General features: G+C 66.9%; 21 protein-coding genes. 4 read left to right on the plus strand and 17 right to left on the minus strand.

Annotation, left to right across the window (positions count from 1 at the left end; all coding sequences use genetic code 11):
• Nucleotides 1-62 precede the first annotated feature (62 nt).
• On the plus strand, nt 63-1,556 hold the full coding sequence (locus KM295_RS04945; protein ID WP_256028777.1) for a cobyric acid synthase: 1,494 nt from the start codon (nt 63-65) through the stop codon (nt 1,554-1,556).
• Nucleotides 1,557-1,571: 15 nt separating this feature from the next.
• Here KM295_RS04945 and KM295_RS04950 read toward each other — a convergent pair whose 3' ends face one another.
• The 6 genes from KM295_RS04950 to KM295_RS04975 all read right to left on the minus strand — a co-directional run bounded on the left by KM295_RS04950 (nt 1,572) and on the right by KM295_RS04975 (nt 7,195).
• The gene (locus KM295_RS04950; protein ID WP_256028778.1) at nt 1,572-2,351 is read right to left on the minus strand and encodes a class I SAM-dependent methyltransferase; all 780 of its coding nucleotides are present in this window, start codon (nt 2,349-2,351) and stop codon (nt 1,572-1,574) included.
• Between the two features lie 53 nt (nt 2,352-2,404).
• Nucleotides 2,405-3,610: an MFS transporter gene (locus tag KM295_RS04955; RefSeq protein ID WP_256028779.1), complete on the minus strand. Its 1,206-nt coding sequence runs from the start codon at nt 3,608-3,610 to the stop codon at nt 2,405-2,407.
• A gap of 75 nt (nt 3,611-3,685) precedes the next feature.
• Entirely contained in the window at nt 3,686-4,519 is an 834-nt protein-coding gene (locus tag KM295_RS04960; RefSeq protein WP_256028780.1) for a deoxyribonuclease IV, read from the minus strand.
• A 64-nt stretch (nt 4,520-4,583) separates the two neighbouring features.
• Entirely contained in the window at nt 4,584-5,387 is an 804-nt protein-coding gene (locus tag KM295_RS04965) for a lipoate--protein ligase family protein (protein WP_256028781.1), read from the minus strand.
• Nucleotides 5,388-5,495: 108 nt separating this feature from the next.
• Complete coding sequence (locus KM295_RS04970; RefSeq protein WP_256028782.1) at nt 5,496-6,227, minus strand: ribonuclease H-like domain-containing protein; 732 nt, start codon at nt 6,225-6,227, stop codon at nt 5,496-5,498.
• A gap of 68 nt (nt 6,228-6,295) precedes the next feature.
• The gene (locus KM295_RS04975; RefSeq protein WP_256028783.1) at nt 6,296-7,195 is read right to left on the minus strand and encodes a DUF8054 domain-containing protein; all 900 of its coding nucleotides are present in this window, start codon (nt 7,193-7,195) and stop codon (nt 6,296-6,298) included.
• 119 nt (nt 7,196-7,314) lie between these two features.
• Between KM295_RS04975 and KM295_RS04980 the strand changes: the two genes are divergently transcribed.
• Together KM295_RS04980 and KM295_RS04985 are read left to right on the plus strand one after the other, a co-directional pair.
• Complete coding sequence (locus KM295_RS04980) at nt 7,315-8,007, plus strand: RAD55 family ATPase (protein ID WP_256028784.1); 693 nt, start codon at nt 7,315-7,317, stop codon at nt 8,005-8,007.
• Between the two features lie 2 nt (nt 8,008-8,009).
• Nucleotides 8,010-8,399 carry a DUF8057 family protein gene (locus KM295_RS04985; protein ID WP_256028785.1) on the plus strand — a complete coding sequence of 130 codons (390 nt, stop codon included), beginning with the start codon at nt 8,010-8,012 and terminating at the stop codon, nt 8,397-8,399.
• Nucleotides 8,400-8,440: 41 nt separating this feature from the next.
• On the opposite strand, the gene KM295_RS04990 is transcribed toward KM295_RS04985, so the two are convergent.
• Nucleotides 8,441-9,205 (minus strand): MOSC domain-containing protein, encoded by a 765-nt coding sequence (locus KM295_RS04990; protein ID WP_256028786.1) that lies wholly within the window; start codon nt 9,203-9,205, stop codon nt 8,441-8,443.
• 138 nt (nt 9,206-9,343) lie between these two features.
• Between KM295_RS04990 and KM295_RS04995 the strand changes: the two genes are divergently transcribed.
• Nucleotides 9,344-10,255: a serine/threonine-protein kinase RIO2 gene (locus tag KM295_RS04995; protein WP_256028787.1), complete on the plus strand. Its 912-nt coding sequence runs from the start codon at nt 9,344-9,346 to the stop codon at nt 10,253-10,255.
• Between the two features lie 197 nt (nt 10,256-10,452).
• Here the strand turns inward: KM295_RS04995 and KM295_RS05000 are convergent, their stop codons facing one another.
• From KM295_RS05000 to ilvB, 10 genes are all read right to left on the minus strand, one after another.
• Nucleotides 10,453-11,142 (minus strand): TOBE domain-containing protein, encoded by a 690-nt coding sequence (locus KM295_RS05000; protein WP_256028788.1) that lies wholly within the window; start codon nt 11,140-11,142, stop codon nt 10,453-10,455.
• Nucleotides 11,143-11,185: 43 nt separating this feature from the next.
• Nucleotides 11,186-11,950, minus strand: coding sequence for an ABC transporter ATP-binding protein (locus tag KM295_RS05005; protein ID WP_256028789.1), 765 nt, complete (start codon nt 11,948-11,950; stop codon nt 11,186-11,188).
• Nucleotides 11,950-12,666 (minus strand): ABC transporter permease, encoded by a 717-nt coding sequence (locus KM295_RS05010; RefSeq protein ID WP_256028790.1) that lies wholly within the window; start codon nt 12,664-12,666, stop codon nt 11,950-11,952. The genes KM295_RS05005 and KM295_RS05010 overlap by 1 nt, the downstream gene beginning before the upstream one ends.
• A 2-nt stretch (nt 12,667-12,668) precedes the next feature.
• Nucleotides 12,669-13,652, minus strand: a complete 984-nt coding sequence (locus tag KM295_RS05015; protein ID WP_256028791.1) for an ABC transporter substrate-binding protein — start codon at nt 13,650-13,652, stop codon at nt 12,669-12,671.
• Between the two features lie 179 nt (nt 13,653-13,831).
• Nucleotides 13,832-14,392, minus strand: a complete 561-nt coding sequence (locus tag KM295_RS05020; RefSeq protein ID WP_256028792.1) for a YqaA family protein — start codon at nt 14,390-14,392, stop codon at nt 13,832-13,834.
• Nucleotides 14,393-14,498: 106 nt separating this feature from the next.
• Entirely contained in the window at nt 14,499-14,921 is a 423-nt protein-coding gene (locus tag KM295_RS05025) for a GtrA family protein (protein WP_256028793.1), read from the minus strand.
• Nucleotides 14,922-16,361: a sulfatase gene (locus KM295_RS05030; protein ID WP_256028794.1), complete on the minus strand. Its 1,440-nt coding sequence runs from the start codon at nt 16,359-16,361 to the stop codon at nt 14,922-14,924.
• Between the two features lie 257 nt (nt 16,362-16,618).
• Entirely contained in the window at nt 16,619-17,230 is a 612-nt protein-coding gene (locus KM295_RS05035) for a TetR/AcrR family transcriptional regulator (protein ID WP_256028795.1), read from the minus strand.
• Nucleotides 17,231-17,356: 126 nt separating this feature from the next.
• Nucleotides 17,357-17,752: an acetolactate synthase small subunit gene (ilvN, locus tag KM295_RS05040; protein WP_256028796.1), complete on the minus strand. Its 396-nt coding sequence runs from the start codon at nt 17,750-17,752 to the stop codon at nt 17,357-17,359.
• A 1-nt stretch (nt 17,753) separates the two neighbouring features.
• Nucleotides 17,754-19,505 (minus strand): biosynthetic-type acetolactate synthase large subunit, encoded by a 1,752-nt coding sequence (gene ilvB / locus KM295_RS05045; RefSeq protein ID WP_256028797.1) that lies wholly within the window; start codon nt 19,503-19,505, stop codon nt 17,754-17,756.
• Between the last annotated feature and the right edge of the window lie 34 nt (nt 19,506-19,539).

The raw sequence follows: 19,539 nt of genomic DNA on the forward strand, positions 1-19,539 counted from the left end.
ATGCCCGAGCGTCACGTCCCCGAGGGCGTAAGCCGTATGTCTCTGCCATCCTCAGAAACGATGTGCCACGCGCCGAGACGGTCCTCGTCGCCGGGACGGCGAGCCACGTCGGGAAGTCGACGGTCGCCGCCGGACTCTGTCGGTACCTCGCCGACCGCGGGGTCGACGTCGCCCCGTTCAAGGCCCAGAACATGTCCAACAACGCGCGTGCGGTCGCCCGAGCCGACGGCGAGGGGTTCGGCGAAATCGGCGTCTCACAGTACGTCCAGGCCAACGCCGCCGGGATCGCGGCGACGACGGACCACAACCCCGTCCTGTTGAAGCCCCGTGGCGACGGCGAGTCACAGCTCGTCCTCGACGGCGAGGCGGTCGGTCACTTCGAATCCGGCGCGTACTACGACGACCACTGGGAGCGCGCCCGCGAGACCGCCCGGAGGGCCCACGGACGGCTGGCGGCGGCCCACGACGTCGTCGTCGCCGAGGGTGCCGGCTCGATCGCCGAGATCAACCTCCACGATCGGGACCTGGCGAACCTCGAGACGGCCCGTTTCGCCGACGCCGACGTCCTTCTGGTCGCCGATATCGAACGCGGCGGCGTCTTCGCCGCCCTCGTCGGAACGCTCGAGCTCCTGCCCGCCGACGTCCGCGAGCGCGTCGTCGGCGCGGTCATCACGAAGTTCCGGGGCGACCGATCGATCCTCGAACCGGGGCTGGAGGCGTTCGAAGACCGAACCGGTGTACCGATACTGGGAGTACTCCCGTACGACGATCCCGGGTTGCCGGAGGAGGACAGCGTCTCGTTGCCCGCCCTCGACGCCGCGGCGACGATCGGCGACGACGGCGTCGACGAGCGGAACGCCGTCACGATCGCGGTTCCACGGTTCCCGAGGGCGTCGAACGTCACCGACGTCGAACCGCTCGCCCGGATTCCCGGCGTCAGGGTTCGGTTCGTCCCCCTCGATTCGCCGCTTTCGGCCGACGCCGTCGTCCTCACCGGCACGAAAAACACCGTCGACGACGCGATCGCGGCCCGGGAGGGGGGACTGTACGGACGGCTCCGGGATTTTGCGGGCCCGATCGTCGGGCTGTGCGGCGGCTACCAGTTGCTCGGCGAACGGCTAGAAAACGCCGAAATCGAGGGGACGGGCGACACCGGGACCGTTCCGGGCGTCGGGCTGTTGCCGATCGAGACCCGCTTTAGTCCCGACAAGACCGTCGAGCCGGTGGAGCGACGACTGGACGGCTGTGGCCCCCTCACCGGCGCCGAGGGAATCGTCTCGGGTTACGAGATCCACATGGGCGACAGCATCCTCCTCGAGGCCGTCGAGCGACCCTTCGGGGACGACGGCGCCGCCGCCGGCGACGTCCTCGGGACCTACCTGCATGGGCTCTTCGAGAACCGGCTCGCACGGGAGGCGTTCCTCGATCGCGTCTACGAGTCGGCCGGACGCGTTCGACCCGAAACGGGGGGAGACGACGGGTCGCCCTACGATCGAGCCGCCGATCTCGTCGTGGGGATCGACCTCGGACCGCTCGGGTTCGACCGCGTCGAGTGACCGCCGAGGCGACGGCTACAGCCGCCCGACGACGATATAAAAGGGGACGGTCTCCGTGCGGCGGTACTCGCCCTGTTTGAGCTGTGCGAGCGCCTCCCGGCCCATCTCGCGCCAGGCGGCGCGCAGCGAATCGAGCGCCTCCTCGCTACCCGCCATCGTCTCCCGCCGATCGCGGAGCCCCGCGCCGCTTGCCTTCCGGCCGACTGCCGTCACGTCGGTGTCGGTGTAGGGCGGCTCGATCGCGAGCCGTTGCTCGTACCGGGCCGTCGTTACCCCAGCGAGCCCGGCCTCACGGAGCAGCCCGGCGGCGTCGGCACCCAACGCGACGTCCGTGTCGACCCCCTCGAGATACCGGCGTCGGGCCGTCTCCGCGAGCCGGCCCTCGGACTCGACGCTCGATTCGACCGTGACCGCGCCGTTGTCGGGTTCGATGCAGGCGACCCGATCGCGGCTCACGCGGGCGAACTCCTCGATCGCCCGCCCGGGATCTGGGAGGTTGATCAAAAGCGCCTGACAGACAACGAGATCGAAACTGTCGTCCGCGAAGGGCAGCCGGTAGGCGTCGCCCCGGACGGTCGGCCCTTCGAGTTCGGTCAAAAGGCGGGCGTCCCGGTCGCAGCCGACGACCTCGCCGGGGGACTCCTCGCGGAGCACCCGGGTCAGCGCGCCCTCGCCACAGCCCACATCGAGGACGCGATCGCACGACTCGAGTCCGAGCCCCGAAAGCGCCGCCCGGCCGTCCTCCCACATCCCCCGGCGGGTTTCCCGCAAGTAGTCGGCATCGAACTCCCGCATCGGCGGCCCTTGGGCGGTACCGCTCAAAAGCCCTCCGCCCTCTCGGGGGACTGTCAGCGCCGGAGCAACGGATACCCGACCGCCCCGGCCGCGAGGATTACGACGCCACAGACGACGAGGAGGAGCCGATATCCGGTCGACGGCGTCGGAAAGAAGGTCTCGGCGAGGAAGGTAAAGGCGATCGGCCCGGCCGTCTGGCCGAGCCGGAGGACGCTGGTCCGCATCCCCATCATGCCGGCCCGGAGCCGATCGGGGACGGCGGTCACGATGGCGGTATCGATCGACGGCATCACGAGCCCGAAGCCGACGCCGAAGATCAAAAGCGAGGCGCCGACGAAAAGCGGCGACGGCGCCAGCCGGACGCCCAGCAAACTACACCCGTAGGCGAGAAAGCCGAGCGCGATCAGTTCGGGCGCGCTCCGCCACTGGGAGATCCGACCGTACTGCGAGGAGACGACGGCGCTCGCGAGCGAGACCATAGAGAGCGTGAGGCCGATCCCTCCCGAGGAGAGGCCGAACTCGTCGGTCAAAAGCAACGGCAGCGCGGTCTGGACCGCGCCATAGAAGACGAAGAAGACGATAAATATTGCCGCAAAAATCGCGAGCGCCTCCGGGCTGGTCACCACGTCGGAGAGCCCGCTGAGGTACGTCCGGATGTCGTCCGGCTCGGTCCCCTCCGGTTCCGGGAGGGCGACCAGGGCGACCAGTGCGACGACAATACCGATCCCGAAGAACAGAAACGGGAGGTTCCACCGGACGCTCGCCAGGGCGCCGCCGATCAGCGGGTACAGCGCCGCCCCGGTCCCGATCGTACTCGAGTTGACGCCCATGACGGCGTTGCGGCGCGCGCCCTCGTAGACGTCGCCGATCAGCGTCACTGCGAGTGTGACGAGCGCGCTCGCGCCGATGCCCTGGAGGAACCGGAGAGCGAGTACCGCCCGGAAGCTGTGTGCGACGGCGATGCCGGCCCCGCCGATCCCGAAAACGAACAAAAGCGGGATGATGACCCGCCGCCGGCCGATCCGGTCGGCGACCAGTCCGATAAAGGGCGTCAGAAACACGCCCGGGAGGGTATAGACGGTGATGACGAGCCCGATCTGGGCGTCGGAGACGCCGAATACGCCCCGGAGGGACGGCAGCAGGGGGCTGATGAGCGAGACGCCCATCACGCCCATGAGCGAACTCGCGAGGATGACGTGCAACGTCGCCGACCGCCACGGCACGATCGAGCCTCCGCGTTCGTCGTTCCCGTCGGACATCCTCGCGTACGTCTCCCCCGTGGGCGGATCAGGGGTTAAAAAGCGCGGTTCGGTTCCCCGCCGGGCGCGCCGCGTCTACGCCCCGTGAAGCTCCCGGACCCGCTCGACGTTCCACCCGTAGGACTTGCCGTCCTCGGTCGGCGTCTCGAGGACGAGGGGAACCTCCGCCACCGCGTCGTGGTTTATGAACGCGCGCATCCCCGCTTCGCCGATCAGCCCCTCGCCGACGTGGGCGTGTTCGTCTTTGTTCGTTCCACACCCGTGTTTCGAGTCGTTGAGATGGACACACTCGAGGTGTTCCAGCCCGACGACCGAATCGAAGGTATCGAACGTCCCGTCGACGCCCTCGGGCGTCGAGAGGTCGTAGCCGGCGGCGAACATGTGTGCCGTATCGAGACAGACGTCCAGGTCCAGCGAACAGCGATCCAACACGCCCGCCAGCTCCTCGAACGTGCTGCCGAGTTTCGTCCCGCCGCCGGCGTCAGATTCGACGAGTACGCTGACGCCGTCGGGAACGTCGAGTTCATCGAGCGCCGAGGCGGCGTTGTCGAGGCCCCCTTCGACGCCCGCGCCCGTGTGTGCGCCGAGGTGGACGTTGACGTAGGGGATATCGAGTTTCGACGCGGCGTCGAGTTCGGCCTGCATCGAGGCGATCGACTTCTCCCGGAGGCCCTCCTTCGGCGTACAGAGGTTCACAAGGTACGAACTGTGGATGACCCACGGTTCGACGCCGCCTTCGGCCGAGCGCTCGCGGAACCGCTCGGCCTCCTCGTCGTCGATGTTCGGCTCCTGCCAGACCTGCGGCGAGTGGGTGAAGATCTGCCCGCAGTTGCCGTCGTACTCGAGTTGCTCTTCGACTGCGTTGTAGACGCCCCCCGCGATGGAGGTATGTGCGCCGATCCGGAGCATACGCTCTCTCGGGGCAGACGGCACATAGGGGCGTCGGATCGCGACACTCGCCCGGGGCGGCGGCTCAGCCGGTCGGATCCGTCCGGGAGCGCACCCACCGGTCGTGGCCGTACTTCTCGGCGACGAGCTCCTCTGCGCGTTCGCGCTCCGAATCGCTCCAGGACCCGCGCTCGGCGTCAGCCCACCCGGCGAGGGCGTCGGTCAGACGATCGACGAACGTCGATCGATCGAGCGTTCCCGCCGTGATGTCCGTGAGGCCGCATACCCGATCGGCGAACTCGGCCGTCGAGACCGGCGGATCGACGAACGGCCCCAGATGGGCGGCGGGATCGGACTCGAACGTCAAAGATCCATGTTGGACGATCGCCTCGCTGGTCCGGTACTGGGCGTTACCGGCGATCTTCCGGCCGTCGGGGCCCACGAGGTCGTGGGCGGGGTCGAGCCCGAGCAGGTAACACAGCGGGCCCCACAGCGTCCCGGATTCGGCGTCGGCGAACCCGACCTCGGTGCCGACGGCCTCGAAGGCCTCGAAGACGGGTTTTAGGAGCTGTCGGTAACACTCGGTGACGTCGCCCGGGAACTCCGAGGCGGGGGCGACGATCGAGTAGGCCACGTCGCCGAACCCGTCGTGGTAGATCGCGCCGCCGCCGGTCTGCCGTCTGGTGACGTCGATAGCGTGTTCGGCACAGTACCTCCAGTCGACGATGTCGGCGTCGTTGCCGTAGCCGAGCGAAACGGTGCTCGGGGTCCACCGGTAGAGCCGTACCGTCGCCGGACCCCCCTCGGCGACCGCCTCGGCGGCGACTTCGTCGAGCGCCATCGCGGTCGGGCCGCCGATCCGTTCTTCGGGGATGAGCCGCCAGTCCATACGTGCGGTGTCGGCGGGGGAATAAAAGCGGTTGCGGATCGACTGTACACGCTGACTTTCGCGGCGCGTCCCCCGACTGTGAACGCCGAACGGCCACGGCCGAGAACGTCAGGGCAAAAGCTTCCGATCGAGCCGTTCGACGGTCCCCTCGGCGACCGTCCGCAGGTTGACCGCGTCCTCGCGGTTGTACGAGACGAGCGTCTCGAGGGCGCCGTCGACGCCGCGTTCGTGTTCGCGCCACAGCCGGACGGCGTCCTCCCCGGAGATGTCCGGGCGGTCGCGTTTGACGCCCACCTCGGGTTCGATGGCCTTCAGCCCGCCCGTCAGGCCGACGCGCCGGCAGGGGTACATCAGGTCGAGATGCGGCGAATCGACGTCGAGATCAAACGACGACTCGAGGAACGGGACGTCGAACCGGGCGCCGTTGAACGTGACGAGCAGGGGCACGTCCAGTAGCTCCCGGAGGTTCTCCCGGGTCAGGTCATCGCCGCGGACGAGCGTCTCCGTCCGGCCACCTTGATGGAAGCTCACGCAGGTGACCGCGTCGCGGTCGCGGTCCAGTCCGGTCGTCTCGATGTCGAAGAAACACGCCGCTTCGCTGAAGTTCTCGTAGAGCCGCCAGCGTTCGCTTTTCGGTAGCGCCCGCTCGAAGAACGTCGAATCGCCCTCGGCCAGCCGCGGGCGGGCGCGATCGATGAACGACCCGATCCGGTCGGCGGTCCGCGAGCCACACAGCGTCGGATCGAACTCCGACCAGGTCAGTGCGCCGGACTCCCACAGCTTCCGTTCGGTCGTCTCGCCGACCCCGTCGACGCCGATGTAGGTGTTTTCGAGTCGCACGCCTATTGGTGTGCGGGCAGTCCTCTAAAAACGCTCGCTCGTCGGCCGTCGCTTCGATGGGAGCACGGTCAGTCGGGAAGCGGGTGCTCGAAGAGCCGATCGCCCGTCTCCTCACAGACGACGGCGACGACCGTCTCGGAGCTACAGCAAGAGGTCACCGTCTCCTCTGTCAGCTCGACGCCACCCTCGGCGGTCGGACACGTCTCCAGGAACATCCGGAGCCCCCCGGGGAGCCGTCCCTTCGCCTCCGGCCCGTAGGCGTCCCAGTCTTCGAGCCACGATCCGAGCCGCCTGCTCGCGGCGATGTCGGCGACCAACGCGGCGTAGGACGGCCACGTCCCGGCGTTGCGCCTGCGGCCCTCGTCGCTTTCGCTTCCGTACTGGAGCGCGTAGGCGCCGTTTCCCTTCTCTTCGAGGTCGAACGCCGCCGGACCGTCCTCGAACCCGAACGCCCCGACGACCGCCCCGGTATCGACCCCCGACTCGAGGACCGAATCGATCGCGTCGATCCACTCGGCCTCGAACGCCCCGGTGAGCTGGAGGTCTCCGTCGCTTTCGCGCGGTTCGAGGATCCCGGCCTCCAGGAAGTACGTCTCGAGGTCCTCCGGAACCGTCGCCGCTCCGCCGTCGTCCCCGGCGGTCGGTCCCGACCGACGTTCGCCGTTCGCGGCAGGTTCGGCGTCGACTCCGACCGCGAGGCCGGGATCCGGCTCCTTCCCGAACCACCGCAGTACCGACGGCGGGAGGTACCGCTTCGTCAGTTCGGGCGTCCCCGGGACCAGATACCCCCGGAGGTAGATCAGCCCGATCGAGACGACGGTGACGGCCGCGCCGGCCGGTTTCGACCGCCGCGAAACCAGCGCCCCGAGAGCGGCCGCGAGAAGCACGTTCACCACGGTACACGGCGGGCACCGGTTCTCGCCGGTATGCTCCGGTTGCCGCACCGCTTCGAGGACGTCGCGTATCATTCGACCGTCTCTCGGTGTTCGTCGGCCAACTGTGTTCCGGGATCCGGCGACCGACGCCGGCAGAATTGAACGCTGAGTCGGAGTGAGCTATTATATACGATATTTACCCTGTACTACGTATGCGAGTTTCAAGCGGCGTCTCCGGTCTGGATCCGCTCGTTGGGGGTGGGTTGCCCGCGGGCCGTCTCTACGTGCTTTCCGGTCCGCCCGGGAGCGGGAAGACGACGATATCCACGCAGTTTCTGGTCGAGGGGGCCCGACAGGGCGAGAACTGTCTGTTCGTGAGCATGCACGAATCGCGCGCCGACATCGTCGAGGACATGTCGGGCTACGAGTTCGGGTTCGACCGGGCGATCGAGACCGACCGGCTGACGTTCGTCGACGTGTTCTCCTCGGAGGGGAAACGGCTCTTTCGGCCCCCCGGGAAACACCGGGACGCCTCGAGTCTCGTCAACCGGCTTACCGGGTTCATCGATTCCAACGGGATCGATCGGGTCGTCATCGATTCGACGATGCTTCTGGATCACTTCCTCGCGGACGCCGAGAGCAACACCATACAGTTTCTGACCTCGCTGAAGCGCACCGACGCGACCGTCGTGTTGATCTCGGAGATGACCGACCCGACCGCCTACGCCGACGAACACTACCTCGCCCACGGGGTCGTCTTCCTGCATAACTTCCTCGAGGACGGCGGGATGCAGCGGGGGATCCAGGTGCTGAAGATGCGCGGGACGGCGATCGATACCGACATCCACGACCTCTCGTTCGACGATAGCGGGGTCTCGGTCGGGACGAAGCGAACCGAGAGATGACGATGTACGACCGATACTTCGACGAACGGGAAGAGTACACCACAGAGGAGGTACTCAGGCGGGCCTACGCGCTCGGCGTCGCGTCGGTCTGTGGCGACCCCGACGACGGGGCCTACGAGCGACTCAAAGAGCGCTCGCCGGACACCTACGACCGGAGCATCGTCGAACTCGCCTACGAGGAGGGGCGGGCGGAGGCGCTCGAACTCGAGGCGACCGTCGGGGACGACGAGGAGATCTGGGACCGGCTCGTCGAGACGACGCTGGATCCCGGGACGACCGACGGGGCGGACCTCCCGGCGGGGCTCCCCGATCTGCTCTCGAGGGAGGGGACGTCCGGCCCGGCGGCGGACCTCCCCGAGCATCTCGATCTCCCGTCGTTTCTGCGCCGGTAAGATCGGTGTCCCGACCGTCCCAGCACCACCCTGCGTCGTGACTATTCACTGTCGATCTCGTCGTCGACACGGAGCGTTTCACCGCGATCTGGCTCGGGGATCGACGTGATAACCATCACGGTATAGAGATGTTCGAACGCGTCCTCGTCGATCCACTCCGGGAGGGTTTCTCTGCGTCGTTCGATGAATCGCTGTCGGAACTCCTCGATCGGTTCGCCGGTATCCGGATCGCGTGTGGGAACGACACAGCGCCCGCAGGCTTCGGCTCCCTCGAGGCGGATCCCGTCGATCTCGAACCCGGACGGATCGTCGCCGAGGAACCGGTCCTCCCAGAAGGCGGGGACGCCGCCGACCTCGACGTTGGGGCGGAGCCGCCGGCGCGCGCCGTCGGCCGTCATCCCCTCGAACCACGAGGCGATCTCCTCGAGGGTTCCGGTGCTGATGACCGAGGGACCGAGCGCCGGGCGGTCGACGAAGGCGGGCGGCTCGCGGCGGCGCAACTCGATCGGTTCGCCGGCGAAATCGCTGAACCACTCGCTGGCCTCGTCCCGCTCCGTGGTGAGATCGAACCGGCGCGTCGTATCGGCCTCGCGTACGGTGAGAACGTCCGTCTCCGGGTCGAACCGCGAGGTAATCTCGTTGATGTCGTCGATCTGTTTCCCGTTGAGCGTCTCCCCGTCCGAACCGACCATCGCGTATTTCCGATCGCCCTTCAGCGTCCCGGCGCCGGAGACAGTAACCGACTCGATTGCCGTCGGATCCAGTCCTTTGACCGGGTAGATACGGATGTTCTCGACGTGTGCCATTAGAGGGGTCTCGGGGATCGTCCCCTAAAAGATGGTACCTCCGGGGGCAGACCTGATTTGATATCGCGCTATACGGTTTATTTTATTTCCGGCCGTACACGGGGCGTTTTTGCCTGTGGGGCCACTAGAACCGCCGAGATGGTACAGAACGTCGCCACGCGGATGGCCGAGTTGGAGGAGGGGGACTTCCATCTACTCTCGGGGATCGAACACGGGATGCGCTTTTCGGATTGGGTGGCCGAGGGGAAGCTCCCGGAGTTCTCCCGGCTCGATCCGGGAGAGATCGACTACCGGATCGACCGCTGTATGGACCGCGAACTCCTCGAGCGGAAGACGATCCAGTACACCGGCTACCGGCTCACCTTCGAGGGGTACGACGCGCTCGCGTTGCGGACCTTCGCCGAGCGGGAGACGATCGACGGCGTCGGCGCACCGCTCGGCGTCGGCAAGGAAAGCGACGTCTACGAGGCCCGCTCGTTTCAGCCGCTCGCGCTCAAATACCACCGCGAGGGGTATACGAACTTCCGGGCGGTCCAGAAGGAACGGGAGTACACCGCCGACAAGGAACACCGGTCGTGGCTCTACACCGCTCGAAAGGCCGCCGAACGCGAGTACGACGCACTCGAGGCGCTGTATCCCGACGTCTCGGTCCCCCGTCCGGTCGACCAGAACCGCCACGCGGTCGTCATGGAGCGGATCGATGGGGTCGAACTCTCCCGGGCGAAACTCGATCCCGAGCAGGTCGTCGGCGCCCTCGATCTCGTCTTAGAGGAGATGGCGGCGGCCTACCGGGCTGGCTACGTGCACGCCGATATGAGCGAGTACAACGTCTTCGTCGCCAGCGACGGGGTGACCGTTTTCGATTGGCCGCAGGCCGTCCCGACCGACCACGAGAACAGCCGCGAGTTGCTGGCCAGGGACGTCGAGAACCTGCTCGGACACTTCAGCCAGAAATATCCGCAGGAAACCCCGGATGTCGGCGAAGAGACGCTCACAACGGAGCTGGCGGAGGGGACGTTCGAAACCGTCAGAACGACCGTAAACCAGTAACGACGATACAAAACCGACTCCGAACCGCCCGAAGCGAGCGCGGCGGCTCCCGGAGCAAGCCGGTATCCAGAGGGCGGTCCCGTTCTTCGTCCGCGACGACCGCCGGCGGGCGTCGGGCCCGGATCGTGCGACCGCCGATCCGGCGTTCGTGATGATACCGTCGGATCCCGACCGGTCGAACCGGCGAACGGAGGCTGCTACGGGTCGGCCGTGATCGCCCTCGCGGCCGTCGTTTTGAACGCGGCGACCACGTCCGTCCCTTCCGTGATACCGAGTCGGTCCACGCTCTCTTCGGTTACAACCGACTCGATCATTACGCCGTCGTCGATCTCGACGGTCACGGTGGCGATCGCGTCGTCGATCGCGACCCCGGTGACGACCCCCGGGATCTGATTGCGGATGCTCGTCCGGTCGTGTGCCGGCGATCGGGGTTCGATAAGGACAACGGCGTCGGCTCGCACGGCGATCTCTACGTCCTCCGCCCGCGTCGGGACGCGGGCCGTCATCTCTCCGGCGGCCGTACGAACGGTCGCCAGTTCCCCCGACCGCTCCGTGACTGTTCCGGAGATGACCGATTCGGGAACCGTCGTCACGCCCGAGAGTTCGACCCGCAACCGTTCGAACTGCCGGATGAGACCGAGCGCGTCGGGCGTCAGTTGCGTGCCGCCCCCGCCTTCGCCCCCCCGAACCCGCTCCGTTAGCTGACCGATCGCCTCCTCGAGTTCGACCACGCGCCGCTGGAGGTGCGGATACGATCGCCCCAGTTCGTTCGCCGCCTCGTGCATCGACCCGAACCGGTCGATCGCACGGAGCATCTCGATATCCCGGCCGGTGACGGTCGTCTCGCCGATCGCGAGATGGGGTTCGAAGCCTTTTTCGAGCGTCATCGGTGGGAACGGTCGCGTGGATGGTTCGCGGGCACGTGTCCGGTCAGTATACCAACTCGCCCGAAATAAATTTCCGGGTGCGCTCGTTCGAGGGGTGCTCGAAGATCTCCTCGGTCGGACCGATCTCCGTGATGCTGTCCCCGAGCAACACTGCGGCCCGATCCGCGACGCGCTCCGCCTGGTGCATATCGTGTGTGGCCACGACGACCCCGATCCCCCGATCCCGGGCCTCGGCGATCGCCTCCTCGATCACGGCGGTGTTTCGCGGGTCCAGATCGGACGTCGGCTCGTCGAGCAGCAGGACGTCCGGATCGTACGCCAACGCCCGGGCGAAGGAGACCCGCTGGGCTTCACCACCGGACAGCGACGCTACATGCTGGTTCGTTTTGTCGGTCAGCCCGACGACATCGAGGGATTCGCGGACGGCCTCGTTGGTCCCGTCCGGGCGCACGGTCGAGCGGAGTCCCTCACGGAGCCGCTCGGACCACGACCGGCGAATACGGAGCCCGTATTCGACGTTCCGGGCGACCGAGGCGTCGAAGAGGCTCGCCTCCTGAAACACCATCCCGACCCGTCGCCGCAGCGAGAGCCGTTCGGCTTCCTCGAGGGTCCATGCGTCCGCGCCGTCGAAGGTGACGGCCCCGCCGTCCGGCTCGAGAGACAGGGCGAGCGTTCGCAGCAGCGTCGTCTTCCCGACCCCCGACGGTCCGATGACGGCGACGACCTCACCCGCGTCGATCCCGATGGAAAGCTCCCGGAACACCGATTCGTCCCTGTAGGACTGTGAGACGTCGGTCGCTCGAAGCATCAGCGTTGCACCCCCCGATCGCCGAAGCGAACGACGACGGCGTTGACTGCCAACACGAGCACGACCAGGATCGCCCCCAGTACCATCGCCGTCTCGTATCGCCCCTGGCGGGCTTCGAGCTGGATGGCGGTCGTCAGCGTCCGGGTCTTCGAGATCCCGTCCGAGCCGGTGATGTTGCCGCCGACGATCAGGACCGACCCCACCTCGCTGATGGCGCGGCCGAACCCGGCCAGGATCGCCGTCGCGATCCCGTATCGCGCTTCCTTGAGGACGACCAGCGCCACGTCGAGCCGCGTCCCGCCGAGAACGTGGGCCGCACCGCGGACGTTCTCGTCGACGCCGGTGATCGCCGCGAGGCTGATCGCCGTGATCGGCGGCGTCGCTAGCACGAACTGCGAGATGATCATCGCCTCCCTGGTGAAGACGAGCTCCAGGGACCCGAGCGGCCCCTGGTTCGAAACGGCGAAAAGGACCACGAGCCCGACGACCACGCTGGGAAATCCCATCCCCGTGTTGATAACCGACTTCACGAACCGCTTGCCGAAGAAGTCGTTAAAGCCCAACACGACGGCGACCGGGACGCTGAACAGCGTACTCAGCGTCACGGCGGTGAGACTCACGTACAGCGAGACGTAGATGATACTCGGAACGTAGCCCTCCCTGAACGGGGAGTCGAAGACGGCCAACAGCAGCTCTGTGAGTGGTTCCAGTGGCACGCTTACTCGTCGGTGGAGCCGCTACTCCACCCCTCGGGGACGTACTGCTGGAAGTTCGGATCCTCCGAGACGGCCTCGGGGAAGAACAGCTGTTCGCCGTTCGCCCGGTACTCCGCGATGGCTTCCTGGGCTCCGGGGCTGGTGATCCACCCGATGTAGGCCATCGCCAGATCGTAGTTGGCGTTCTCGTGGACGCCGGGGTTGACCGCCATGACTCCGTAGGGGTTCGAGAGGATCTCCGGGCCGCCCTCGATGGGGCCTTCCACGAGGACGGTGAGGTCGATCTCCGAGCGCTGTGAAATGAAGGTCCCCCGGTCCGAGAGCGTGTAGGCGCCCTGCTGGTTGGCGTTGTTCAGCGCCTCGCCCATCCCGCCGCCGATCTCCTGATACCACTCGCCGCCCGGTTCGGTTCCGGCGGCCTCCCACAGGTTCAGCTCCTTGGTGTGGGTTCCGGAGTTGTCCCCCCGCGAGACGAACGGCGCCCCCGCCTCGGCTATGGTGCCGAGCGCCTCGGTCGCGGACTCCGTCCCCTCGATCCCAGCCGGATCGTCCGTCGGCCCGACGATGACGAAGTCGTTGAACATGAGATCGCGGCGGTTGATCCCGTAGCCGTTGTGCATGAACTCGTCTTCGAGGCCGCGGGCGTGGACCATCACGATGTCCGAGTCCCCGTTGCGGGCGGTCTCCAGGGCCGCCCCGGTCCCCTGGGCGACCGCGTCGACGGTCACGCCGTACATCTCCTCGAAGTCGGGGTGAATCGCATCGAGCAACCCGGTGTCGTAGGTACTCGTCGTCGTCGTGAGCGTCAGCCTTTCGCCGGCCACGTCCGGCTGGTTGGCACTCCCGCTGTCCGCCCCGCCGCCGTCTTCGCCGTCGGATCCGCCGTCGGTTCCGTCGCCGTTCCCTCCGGCCTGTGCACATCCGGCAGCGCTCGCCAGTGTCCCTGCACCTATCGCCGCGATGAACCGTCGGCGTTGTATCGACATAGATACACCGTCGAACTGATAACAAATATACCTTCCGCAATCCATGTAACCAATAGTGGTTATCGACGACCGGAGCAAAAACCGACACTTCGATACAAGCGGTGCAAGCTACCGCATTCGAACCGCTCGGCCGTTTTCCGGAGAAAGGGTGTATCCACAAACGGTTACGTCAGCCCGCTTCAGAACACGACGAACAGCCCACCCACGAGGCCGATCGTGACGACGAGCCGGCCGAGGCTCCCGAGGAACGTCGCCGCGGCGAACCGGACGTAGTCACGTTCGAGCACGGCGAAGGCGTAAATCGAGATCGTATCGGGGAAGAACGGAACCGACAGCGCGATCGCGAGGCCGCCGTACCCGTACCGCTGTGCGAGCTGGACCGACCGCTTTTCGGACCACTGCATGACGTCCCACCGGGAGCGGCGCAACCACCGGACGATCGGCCCGGCCCGTTTGACCTCCTGGCCGATGTGGAACGCGAACACGCTGCCGATGGCCTTCCCGGTCGCGCTGACGAGCATGATGCTCCCGAGGCGGGCCCACCGCGACAGGCCGAGATCGATCGGCGCCGCGAGGACGACCTCGCTTGGCCCCGGCAGTATGAACGCGATCAGAAACGAGTACACGAAGATGATACCCATCCCGGGCCATCCGGTCGCCGATTCGACGACCGCTTCCATCGTCCCGGCCAGCGGGATCCCCGAGAGACCGATCGCGAACGACGGGACGGTCACGACCATGGTGTTCGAACCTTCCCGGAGTCGGGTGTGTTTTTCGTTTCCCCGGCGGGTCGGCCGGGGACCGGCGGTTCGACGCTGTGACGGGACGGAACCGGCATCGCTACTTTTATCCCCACGTCCACCGGGCGTCCAGGACGTACCGGTACACGCCGCTGATCACGATCGCGATGCCGTTCGCCGGCAGATACGGGACGAGCAACCACTCTACGAACACGAAAAGGACCGAGAGCTGGATCGGGATCGCGGTCCCGCGGACGAGGTTGGTCTTGACTAGCCCGACGAGATAGCCGACGGTTCCGGTGTTCTGTATCTGTTGAAACGTCCAGGCGTTGTTGAGCACGTACGAGAGGGCGATCGTGATTTCGATGGCGATCAGGGCGCCGAGGATGTAGTTCACGCCAGCGAGTTCGACGAAAATCCAAAGCAGCAGCATCTGTGTGCCGGCAGCGACGGCGCCGACGAGGACGAACCGCCGCAGCCGCAGCGCGAGCGCGCCGCTCAGGAGGTTGCGGAGGAACGCCCGGAGCATCTATCGGTAGCCCAGTGCCTCCAGCCGGTGTCCGAGGTCCTCGTCGACGTCCTGGCTCCGGTCCCGAACTGACTCCCCGTCGGGTCCCGCCCGGAGCAGCCGCGCGTGACCGTCGGCGATCGAGCCGAACCGATCGAGCACGCGTCGCCGTTCGGCGTCCCCACCGTCCGATAGATCCCGCTGTTCGTCCGAATCGCCGGGGCGGTAGTACAGCTCTTCGGTCCCCTGATCGATGTTCTCGATGTAGGTCCACTCCCGATCGCGGACGCTCACCACCAGATCGCCGTCCTCCAGCGATCGGGGGATCGGCTGTGTCGTCACTTCTTCGCCGCGAACCGTCACCGAGACCACCGGCTCGTCGGCCGGGGGTTCCCCTTCGCGGACGGTCGGCGCGAGTGTCGATCCGGTCCACTCCGCCGGCGCCTCGACGCCCAGCAGGTCGGTCACCGTCGGCGGGATCGAATCGAGCCCCACCTGCCCGTCGATCCGGCGGCTGTCGGCGCCGGGGACGTCGACGACGAACGGCACCCGGATCAGTTCGCCGTACAGCTTCGGGTAGTGAGCGAGGTGGCCGTGTTCCTGAAACTCCTCGCCGTGATCGCCCGCGAGAACGACCGCGGTTTCGTCCCTGACGCCGCTCGCGGAAAGCGACGCCAGAAGGCGACCGATGCTCGCGTCGACCTGCCGTACCGCCGCCTGATAGAGCGTCCGGAGGTCCGAAAGCGTCCGATCGCCGACCTCCCATCCGAGTCCGGTTCGCGTGTGGGCGTGGATCATCCGGTGGGTGCCGAGCAGGTTCGATGACACCTCCCGGATGTACCGTGGCGCCGGCACGTACGGCGTGTGGGCGTCCATGTAGTGGATCCAGAGGAAAAACGGTTCGTCGGTTTCCTCGATGAACGAGTTCGCGGCGTGTTCGACGTCGAACATCCGGGAGGTATCGAGGAACGGTCGGTCGTCGCTCTCCCCGCGGAGCCACGAACTCAGACGCCGGACGGGCGAGGTCGCGAACTGGAGCCACGCCTCGACCGTCGGGTGAGTGGCGAGATACCGGCTGTAGATGCTGGACCCGACGCTGGCGACGAACGGTTCGAACTCGTCGAAGCCCTCGTCGTACCCCCAGTGTGAGGTGAGAAACCCGTTTGCGGCGTTGAACCCGCCCGTCGAGACGTCGGCTTCAGAAAGCGTCTCGGCGAGCGTCGGGGTTCCGTCGACGCCGATCCGGCCCGTATCCGCAAACACCGGCCGCGAGGCCAGCATCGACGGGAAGGAAAACGGCGTCCAGTTGCCGGTCGCGAAGGCCCGATCGAACACGGCGCCGCGATCGGCGAGCGAGTCCATGACCGGCGTGTGACGTTTCTCGTCGTAGGCGCCGATCGCATCTGCCCGGAGCGAATCGACCGTGACGAGTACGACGTTCGATATTTCGGTGTGGTCCATGTGTGTCGTGTGTGCTCCCGTCCGGTTGTCTCGGGCGATCGTCCGCGCGTTCGGCGGCAATCCCCGGGCCACCTACGCTGGTGGGAAGTGCCTCTAGCCCCGACGGCACCGGCTGACGGAGCGCTCACGTTGGCTATCGAACGGTCAGTTCGGGCTTTACTGTTTCGGTTCCACCGACGGCCCGACGACTCCTGGAACTCGCCAGACCCCCCGGTTCAGCCAACCGGGTTGGGTACAACAGCCCGTTCGATCTCCGATCAGCTTCCCCGTTCACTCCCTTCCGAGAGGACCGAATCGACGTACTCTTCGGCGGCCCGCCGGCCGGTCCCGAGGGCCTCGAGGTCCTCGAGAACGACCGCCCGGGTTCGGGCACCGTTGGCGATCGTCAAAAGCGTCGTCGCCACGTGTTCGGCGTCGACTTCGGGGAAGGTTCCCTCCTTGATCCCGCGTTCGATTGCGGTTTCGAGCATGTAGCCGATGTACTCGTCGTTCTGCTGGAACCGCTCGCGGAACGTCCCGTTGTAGGGGGCCTGACTTTCCATCTCCAGCATCGAAACGAGCAGATCGTAGTGTTCCGCCGGTTCGACGAGCAGTTTGTTCAAAAGCAGCTCGAGCCGCTCGGCGGGGTTGATCGTCTCGACGCCGCGTACCGTCTCGACGAACCGATCGAGGATGTAATCCAAAAACGCCGCCAGGAGTTCGTCCTTCGTCTCGTAGTGATAGTGGACGGCGGCCGTCGACTTCCCGTACTCCTCGGCGATGCGTTTGATCGTCAGATCGGCGTAGCCGTGCTCCCGAAGCGCACGGTAGGTCGCACGCATGATCTCCTCATCGGATTCCGAGAAGGATCGTTCCGGCGGGTCAGCCATTGCTACCGCATAACGGTTTTGACCAGCGATCAGGGTTCGGTGGTCGGTCCCCGCCGGCCCCGGGCGCTCTCCGGTGGCGTGGAATCGACGGACAACTGACGACGCTTCCGTCGGGCGCGAGGGGTCTTAAGATTCGTTAACCGAGGCGGTGAGCTCTTCGGCGGCTTCGAGATCGAGTTCCTCGACCGAGATGACCGGCAGGAGCTTCTTGAGTTGCCTTTTCACCTGATCGACGCCGGGGTGAGGTGGTTCGACGACGAACGTGATCCGCGAACGCGTCCCGTCGCCCATCGGCTCGCCGACGATGCGTTCGATGTTGACCTGTCGACGGGCGAACAGCCCGGTTATCTTGGCGGTCACGCCCGGTTCGTTTTTGACGACCGTCGTCAGCACCGCCCGCCGTTCGTCGGCGTCCCTGTCGGGGGGCGTCTCATCCATGTCGATCCGCGTCCCGTCGGGGTTCCGCCGGCCCGACGGCTGGGCGCGCTCGTGAGGGCCCGGATATCCGGTTTCACCGCTCATCTCACAGTTCCTCCAGTTGGGCCTCGTTCATCGCGAACTTCGTGTTGTCGCCGCCGCTTGGGACCATCGGGTAGACGTCCTCCTCGGGGTCGACGTGGGCGTCGACGACGGCGGGGCCGTCGTACTCGTAGGCCGCCCGGAGCGTCTCGTCGACCTCCTCGTAGGTCTCGATCCGGAACCCACGGGCGCCGAACCCCTCCGCGAGGACGTCGAACCCGGGCACCCACGGGTACTCCGAAGCCATCCGACGGCCTTCGAAGAAGGCGTCCTGCCACTGTCTGACCATCCCGACGGCGGCGTTGTTGAGCACGACGACCGTGATGTCTAGTTCCTCCCGGACGGCGACGGAGAGTTCCTGTAGCGTCATCAAAAAGGAGCCGTCGCCGTCGAAGCAGACGACCGACTGGTCGTCGTCGGCCGCAAAGCGGGCGCCGATCGCCGCCGGCAGCCCATAGCCCATCGTCCCCAGCCCGTGCGAGGAGACCCACGTTCGGGGGTGGCGGTACGTCCAGTACTGCATCGCCCACATCTGGTGTTGGCCGACGCCGGTCGTGACGACCGTGTCGTCGGGGGTCAGTTCGTCCATCGCCTCCACGAGGAACTGCGGCTTGACCGGTTCGTCCTCGGAGGCCGAGTACTCCAGCGGGTACTCTTCACGCCACTCCCGGCACTGTTGGCGCCACTCGCCGGCCTCGGGCGCGGCCGGCATCGCGTCGTGGAGCTGATCCAGCACCGTCCCGGCGTCGCCGACGAGCGGGTAATCGGCGTGGACGATCTTCGAGATCTCGGCGGGATCGATGTCGACGTGGACGATCTCGGCGTCGGGTGCGAACGTCTCGACGCCGCCGGTCAGCCGGTCGTCGAAGCGCGTCCCGAGGGCCAACATGACGTCACAGTGTTGCAGCGTCATGTTCGCGTAGCCGGTGCCGTGCATCCCGGCGACCTCCATCGCCAGATCGTGGTCCTCCGGGAACGATCCGATCCCCGGCATCGTCGTGACGACGGGAACCCCGTACTCGGTCGCGAACGCCCGGAGTTCCTCCCACGCCTCGCCCTTGATGACGCCGCCGCCGGAGAGGATCGCGGGCCGCTCGGCGTCGGCCAGCGCCTCGGCCGCCTCCGCGACGGTTTCGCCGTCGGCCGCGTCCGGAACGTCGAAACCGTCGGGGAGTTCCGGCCCGACCGGCTCTCCCGCCGAGTCGGCCTTCGTGACGTCCTTCGGGAGGTCGACCAGCGTCGGTCCCGGTCGCCCCTCCCGGGCGAGCGCGAAGGCCTCACCCACGGTGTGGCCGGTCGTGTCGGGATCGGTGCTCACGTAGTTCGTCTTCGTCACCGGCATCGTGACGCCCGTGGTATCGGTCTCCTGGAAGGCGTCCCGGCCGAGGAAGTCCGTCGCGACCTGTCCGGTCAGCGCGACCATCGGGTCCGAGTCCATGTCGGCGTCGGCGAGCCCCGTCACCAGGTTCGTCGCGCCGGGGCCCGAGGTGGCCAGACAGACGCCGGGGTCGCCGGAGACGATCCCGTAGGCGTCGGCCGCGTGGGCGGCGCCCTGCTCGTGGCCCATCGTGACGTGCTGGATGTCGGAGTGATACAGCGCGTCGTAGACGGGCATGATCGCACCGCCCTGCAGGCCGAAGGCGTGTTCGACGCCGGCGGCCTCGAGCGCCACGATGGCGGCGTCGGCGCCGGTCGGGGCTGATCGTCCGGGCGATTCGTCGGTCGGTTCTTCGGGGGCGGTCGTTCGTTTTGACATCCGTCTGTGGTGTCCGTGGCGTCGCCGGAACACC

The organism is Natronomonas aquatica (assembly GCF_024449025.1).
Taxonomy (GTDB): Archaea; Halobacteriota; Halobacteria; order Halobacteriales; family Haloarculaceae; genus Natronomonas; species Natronomonas aquatica.

Bases quoted from the DNA above. Each gene is read 5' to 3' on its own strand.
- KM295_RS04995 (WP_256028787.1), top strand. From the start codon at position 9,344: ATGGTACAGAACGTCGCCACGCGGATGGCCGAGTTGGAGGAGGGGGAC.
- KM295_RS04975 (WP_256028783.1), bottom strand. From the start codon at position 7,195: ATGATACGCGACGTCCTCGAAGCGGTGCGGCAACCGGAGCATACCGGC.
- KM295_RS05035 (WP_256028795.1), bottom strand. From the start codon at position 17,230: ATGGCTGACCCGCCGGAACGATCCTTCTCGGAATCCGATGAGGAGATC.
- ilvN (WP_256028796.1), bottom strand. From the start codon at position 17,752: ATGAGCGGTGAAACCGGATATCCGGGCCCTCACGAGCGCGCCCAGCCG.
- KM295_RS05025 (WP_256028793.1), bottom strand. From the start codon at position 14,921: ATGCTCCGGGCGTTCCTCCGCAACCTCCTGAGCGGCGCGCTCGCGCTG.
- KM295_RS04955 (WP_256028779.1), bottom strand. From the start codon at position 3,610: ATGTCCGACGGGAACGACGAACGCGGAGGCTCGATCGTGCCGTGGCGG.
- KM295_RS04960 (WP_256028780.1), bottom strand. From the start codon at position 4,519: ATGCTCCGGATCGGCGCACATACCTCCATCGCGGGGGGCGTCTACAAC.
- KM295_RS05030 (WP_256028794.1), bottom strand. From the start codon at position 16,361: ATGGACCACACCGAAATATCGAACGTCGTACTCGTCACGGTCGATTCG.
- KM295_RS05005 (WP_256028789.1), bottom strand. From the start codon at position 11,950: ATGCTTCGAGCGACCGACGTCTCACAGTCCTACAGGGACGAATCGGTG.
- KM295_RS04990 (WP_256028786.1), bottom strand. From the start codon at position 9,205: ATGGCACACGTCGAGAACATCCGTATCTACCCGGTCAAAGGACTGGAT.
- KM295_RS05000 (WP_256028788.1), bottom strand. From the start codon at position 11,142: ATGACGCTCGAAAAAGGCTTCGAACCCCATCTCGCGATCGGCGAGACG.
- KM295_RS05015 (WP_256028791.1), bottom strand. From the start codon at position 13,652: ATGTCGATACAACGCCGACGGTTCATCGCGGCGATAGGTGCAGGGACA.
- KM295_RS04950 (WP_256028778.1), bottom strand. From the start codon at position 2,351: ATGCGGGAGTTCGATGCCGACTACTTGCGGGAAACCCGCCGGGGGATG.
- KM295_RS05020 (WP_256028792.1), bottom strand. From the start codon at position 14,392: ATGGTCGTGACCGTCCCGTCGTTCGCGATCGGTCTCTCGGGGATCCCG.
- ilvB (WP_256028797.1), bottom strand. From the start codon at position 19,505: ATGTCAAAACGAACGACCGCCCCCGAAGAACCGACCGACGAATCGCCC.
- KM295_RS04965 (WP_256028781.1), bottom strand. From the start codon at position 5,387: ATGGACTGGCGGCTCATCCCCGAAGAACGGATCGGCGGCCCGACCGCG.
- KM295_RS04980 (WP_256028784.1), top strand. From the start codon at position 7,315: ATGCGAGTTTCAAGCGGCGTCTCCGGTCTGGATCCGCTCGTTGGGGGT.
- KM295_RS04985 (WP_256028785.1), top strand. From the start codon at position 8,010: ATGTACGACCGATACTTCGACGAACGGGAAGAGTACACCACAGAGGAG.